This window comes from Streptomyces apricus, assembly GCF_008369065.1.
In the GTDB taxonomy this organism is placed as follows: domain Bacteria; phylum Actinomycetota; class Actinomycetes; order Streptomycetales; family Streptomycetaceae; genus Streptomyces; species Streptomyces apricus.
Genome location: NZ_VDFC01000043.1, coordinates 13,185 through 18,471 on the forward strand (window position 1 = coordinate 13,185; position 5,287 = coordinate 18,471).

General features: G+C 72.4%; 3 protein-coding genes and 1 pseudogene. 2 read left to right on the forward strand and 2 right to left on the reverse strand.

The features are described 5' to 3' along the window. Positions 1 to 63 precede the first annotated feature (63 nt). Entirely contained in the window at positions 64 to 738 is a 675-nt protein-coding gene (gene snpA, locus FGF04_RS18165; RefSeq protein WP_149512386.1) for a snapalysin, read from the reverse strand. Between the two features lie 209 nt (positions 739 to 947). Between snpA and FGF04_RS18170 the strand changes: the two genes are divergently transcribed. Next, complete coding sequence (locus tag FGF04_RS18170; RefSeq protein WP_149512387.1) at positions 948 to 1,871, forward strand: LysR family transcriptional regulator; 924 nt, start codon at positions 948 to 950, stop codon at positions 1,869 to 1,871. A gap of 140 nt (positions 1,872 to 2,011) precedes the next feature. Here FGF04_RS18170 and FGF04_RS18175 read toward each other — a convergent pair whose 3' ends face one another. Continuing rightward, the gene (locus FGF04_RS18175; RefSeq protein ID WP_149512388.1) at positions 2,012 to 4,114 is read right to left on the reverse strand and encodes a PhoX family protein; all 2,103 of its coding nucleotides are present in this window, start codon (positions 4,112 to 4,114) and stop codon (positions 2,012 to 2,014) included. A gap of 246 nt (positions 4,115 to 4,360) precedes the next feature. Between FGF04_RS18175 and FGF04_RS40090 the strand changes: the two are divergent. Further along, positions 4,361 to 5,287: pseudogene (locus FGF04_RS40090) on the forward strand (VWA domain-containing protein); the annotation flags it as partial.

Consider the following 5,287-nt stretch of genomic DNA (forward strand, 5'->3'; position numbering starts at 1 on the left):
GTGGTGCACCCGTGGGGGACCTGGGGCGGTCCCGGTGGGACCTGGAGCGGTCCCGGGAGGGACCTAGCGGTCCTGGTTGACCTTCGCCAGCGCCTTCGCGAGCCCGTTGGCCCACAGCTGGTTCACCCGCGACCGCTCGGCGGAGTTGGGGTTGGCGTTCGTGCAGGACGTGCCCGGTCCGCCGCCGGACATCAGCTCGCTGCACGGGCCGGAGTAGTGGTCGGGGAGGCCGAGCACGTGCCCGGTCTCGTGGGCGGTCACGCGCGTGGAGTTGTACTGCTGGTTCTGCGCGTAGTCGAGGAAGATGTAGCCGCGTCCGTGGCCGTCCGTGGAGGCGTACGAACCGCGCGAGTCGTTCCCCTCGCGGTACGTGAAGTTCGCGCTGCCGGTGGTGGCCTGCAGTCTGACGTTGGTGACGGAGCTGTTCCAGATCTGCGTGCTGCGGGATATCTGGGAGGCGAAGGTCGGCGCGGCCGAGGCGTTGTAGGTGACCGTGACGGCGGCGGCGGAGCGCGGGCTCGCGGCGCGCTGCTCGGCCACGGACTTCAGCACGGCGTCGAAGAAGGCCTGGTTGGCCTTCGCCTCTTCGCCGGAGCCGTTGTAGGCCGTGTAGCCGGCCGAGACGGTGGCGGACACCGGCTCGGGCGCCGGGGCCGCGGCGGCCGGGACCGTACCGAGCGCTGCCGCGGTGAGGCCGAGACCGACCGCGACGGAGAGCATAGGTGTGGACAGGCGCATCGAGGACTCCTCAGGGTGGGGGGTGAAGTCGTCCTCGGTGAGTTTCTGTGCCTGTGGGGCCGCTGTGATGATGCCAAGTGGTGATAGGACGCAGCTATCCATCCGGTATCCGCCCGGTGCCCGTCCGTGACCGATCGTCCAGGTCGCCTGTCTTGGGTGGGGTTTGTGCGTCTGGTGAAAGCTGTACTTCCGCCTTAGGCTCCGACGCCATGGACCTCGAAATGAGGCACCTCCGCGCGCTGTGTGCCATAGCCGACACCGGCAGCCTGCACCGGGCCGCCCGACAGCTCGGCGTGTCCCAGCCCTCGTTGAGCACCCAGCTCAAACGGATCGAGCAGGAGCTCGGCGGCTCCCTGTTCCTGCGCGAACGCACCGGCTGCCGGCCGACCCCGCTCGGTCTGGTCGTCCTCGGCCGTGCCCGCCCGCTGGTGGCCGAAATGCGGACCCTGGTCGCGGAGGCCCGGGCCGCCGCGACGGACGCCGACGGACTCCAGCTCCGTATCGGCTCCACCGCGAGCCGCGCCCTCGCGGGCTGGCTGCGGCGGCTGCGCGCACGGCAGCGGGAGCCGGTCCTGCAGATGGACGTCTCGCCGAACGCCCTGCTGCGCATGCTCGCCGACGGGCGGCTCGACGTGGCCTTCGTGCACGAGGTGGAGGGCAGCCCGCTGCGGGTGCCGGACGGGCTCGCGCTGCGCGTCCTGGTCGAGCGCGAACCGCAGTTCGTCTCCCTGCCGGCCGACCATCCCGCCGCCGCGCACCCCGAGGTGCGGCTCTCCGACCTGGCCGGGGACCGATGGATGATCGACCCGACCGTCGACGGCGAGTGGGACGCCGTGCACCGCATGCTGCGGGCGGCGGGGCTGCGGCCGCGGGTGCTGCACGGGGACTACCACACGGCCGCCTCGCTGGTCGCGACCGGCGAGGTCGTCACGGTCTGCCAGCCGACGTGCCAGGTGCGGCCGGAGATGGCCGTGCGGCGGATCCAGGGGGATCCGCTGGGCGTCCGGCTGGTGCTCGCGGCGCGTACGGAGGGGGAGTTGGACCTCGTGTTCCCCGAACTGTGGGAGGCGTACGCGGAGGTGGCGCGGGACGCCCCCGGCTATGGGGAGTGGCTGAATCTTGTCACTGCGTGACGCACGGCTCGCGGTCATGTGTCGTGTGCGGGTGCGAGTGCGGGTGCGTGGGGGCTGAGCGCGCAGTTCCCCGCGCCCCTAAAAGCAAAAGAACAGGGGCGCCCTCCTCCTGGAAGGCGCCCCTGTCCGTAAGCGGTGCGTCAGACGCCGATGTCCTCGCCGTCCTTGCGCCAGACGGCCACCACCGCCGGGCGGACGATCTTCCCGGGACCGTCGGGCCAGGTGCTCGCCGGGTTCTCGACGGTCGCGCCGGTGATCTCGCCCGGGTGCTGCACGGCCACCAGGACGCGGCGGTCCTGGACGAGCGGGCCGCAGGTCTCGGCCCCCTTCGGCACGGTCAGGAACTGCTTCAGCTCGCCGCGCCGCTCGCCCTTCGTCGCCACGCCGAACAGGCCGTCGTGGGAGCCGAGCTGGGCGCCGTCGGTGGAGATCCACAGGTTGCCGTGCGGGTCGAAGGCCACGTTGTCCGGGCAGGAGATCTGGCTGACCTTGTCCTTCGGGTAGCCCGCGAAGTACGTCGCCGGGTCCTTCGGGTCGCCCGCGACGAGGAACAGCGACCAGGCGAAGGTGGTCGCGTCGGCGCGGTTGCGGCGCTCGGTGAGCTCCAGGACATGCCCGTGCTTGTTGGCGTTGCGCGGGTTGGCCTCGTCCGCCTTGGCGTTGGAGCCGACACCGCGGTTGGTGTTGTTCGTCAGGGCGACGTACACCTTGCCGGTGTGCGGGGAGGGCTGGATGTCCTCCGGGCGGTCCATCTTCGTGGCGCCCACCTTGTCGCCGGCCAGGCGCGTGAAGACGTACACCTCCTCGGCGGTCATGCCGGGGACGTGCGAGACGGCGCCCTTCGCGGTGGCGGTGGCCAGCGGGATCCACGTACCGCTGCCGTCGAACTCGCCGTCCGCCGGGAGCTTGCCGGTGCCGTCGATCTCGGTCGCCGGGGAGTCGCCGGTGAGCTTGGCGACGTACAGCGTGCCCTCGTCGAGCAGGGTCAGGTTGTGCTCGCGGGCGGCGCGGCTGGTGCCGTGGCGCATCCGCTTGCTGCCGACGAACTTGTACATGTAGTCGAAGCGCTCGTCGTCACCGGTGTAGGCGACCGGGCGGCCGTCGTCCGTGAGGCGGATGGTCGCGCCCTCGTGCTTGAACCGGCCGAGCGCGGTGCGCTTGCGGGGCGTCGAGGTCGGGTCGTACGGGTCCAGCTCGACGACGTAGCCGAAGCGGTGCGCCTCGTTCGGCTCCTGGGCGATGTCGAACCGCTTGTCGAAACGCTCCCACTTACGCTCGGTGGCGCCGGTGCCGATGCCGTAGCGGGCGTCGGTCGTGCGGCTCGCGTTGGCGAAGTACTGGTTGAAGTTCTCCTCGCCGTGCAGGGTCGTGCCCCACGGGGTCTCGCCGCCGGAGCAGTTGTTGAGCGTGCCGAGGACCTTCCGGCCGGTCGGGTCGGCGGAGGTCTTGAGCAGGTCCGAGCCCGCGGCGGGGCCGGTCACCCTGAACTCGGTGGTCGCGGTGACGCGCCGGTTGAGGGGGTGGCGGGGCACGGCGGTGAGCCTGCCGGTCTTGCGCTCCTCCTCCACCACGACGACGCCCAGGCCGTGCGCGGCCCAGGCGATCTCCGCCTGCTCGCGGGTCGGGTTCGCGGGGTCGTAGCCCCTGAACATCAGGACCTCGTCCGTGTACTCGTGGTTCGCCACGAGCAGCTGGCGGCCGCGCTCGCCCGGCAGCGGGAGCAGGGCGAGGAAGTCGCAGTTGTAGCCGAACTGGCCCGCCTGCGCCTTGGCGGTCTGCTTGTCGGGGTCGAAGGCCGGGGCGCCGCGCAGGATGGGCTCGCCCCAGCGGATGACGACGTTCTGGCCGTAGCCGTCCGGCACGGTCACGGCGTCGGCGGTGTTCGGCGCGACGGGGGTGAAGCGCAGGCCGCGGGCGGCCTTGCCCTTCGAGCCGGGCGCACCGTGGGAGCCGTGCGAGCCCTTCGAGGCGGCGGCGCCCGCGGCCGGCTGGGCTGTGGCGGGGGTCGCGCCGGCGGTGAGGACCGCGCTCCCGGCCGCCGTGGTCACGGTCACCGCGGCGGCGGCCCGCATCATGGAACGGCGGCTGAGCGCGCCCGCGATGACGTCGCCGACGTATTCGTTGGCGCTGGTGTTGGGCGCCGGGTGGAAGCAGGCGTCACCGCAGCGGTAGCGACAGGTCATCTCGGAACGGCCGCCCGGGTGTGAGCCGGACGGGCCGATCAGCGGCAGCAGGTTGCGCACGTTCACTCCCCTATGTCTGTGTCTGGCGAGACGCTAGGGGCACGCGCGTGCGAGGGCGCGGCCAAGAGATGAACGGGTGGTGAACCCCCGCGGTCCGCAGGGGTACCGAGGCAAAGGGAAGGTAAGGCGTACCTTAGTTGACAGCCATCCTCTACCCCGCCCAAGATCCCCCAATCCTGCGGCTAACCTTACGTGTCCGTCCTGGCCAGGGATTGACGGAACCAACTCATGCGAAGGGTTGCGCACATGGGCATTCTCACCCGCCTGCGGAATGCGTTCGGAAAATCACGCAAGGGAGAGTCTGCCGTTGCCGCGGACCCCTCCACCTCCGCCGCCGCCGAGCAGACCGAGCCGACCGTGCCGGCCGCCCGGCAGGAGACGGCTCCCGAGCCCACGCCTGCGGCCGCCGAGCCCGAGGCCGCTGTCCCCGCACCGGCCGCGGAGTCCGACTCCGCGGCCGGTTCCGAGCGCAAGGCCGAGCCGAAGGCGTCCGTGGTGGACGACCTGGTGTCGGCGGCGTTCGACAACGTGACGGTGCCGAAGCAGGCGACGTCGCCTGCGTCTCCGGCGACCGCCCCGGAACCGGATACGAAGCCGGAGCCGACCACGCCGGAGGCGGAGCCCGCCGCGGAGGCGGAGCCCGCCGCCGAGAAGGCACCGGAGCCGGAGGCCGCCGCGAAGCCCGCGCCAGCCGTCGCGGCCGAGCCGGAGCCTGCCACTGAGCGCGAGCCGGAGCCTGCTACTGAGCCCGAGCCGGAGCCTGCTACTGAGCCCGAGGCCAAGCCTGCGGCTGAGGCCGGGCCGACCACGAAGGCAGAGCCGGCCGCCGAGGCGGAAGCGGAAGCCGAGCCCGCCGCGAAGCCCGAGCCGACCGCAGAGGCGGAGCCTGAGGCCGAACCGGCCGCCGAGGCCGAGCCCGCGCCCGCCGCGAAGGCGGAGCCGGCTGCCGACGCTGTGCCGGTCGTGGTCGAGACCGAGCCCGAGCTGGTCATCCAGCTCGTCCCGGAGCCCGAACCGGAACCCGCCGTCGCCTCCGAGGCCGAGGCGGAGGCCGCCGCCGAGAAGGCTTCCGCCGCGGAGGCCGAGGTCGAGGCCGCCGTCGCCGAGGTGACCCCGGAGCCGGAGCCCGAGCCGGCCGCCGAGACCGACACGGGCGAGGCCACGCAGAAGCCC

What these genes read in the sequence shown, in the direction of transcription:
- snpA (WP_149512386.1), bottom strand. Translation starts at nt 738, where the DNA reads ATGCGCCTGTCCACACCTATGCTCTCCGTCGCGGTCGGTCTCGGCCTC.
- FGF04_RS18170 (WP_149512387.1), top strand. Translation starts at nt 948, where the DNA reads ATGGACCTCGAAATGAGGCACCTCCGCGCGCTGTGTGCCATAGCCGAC.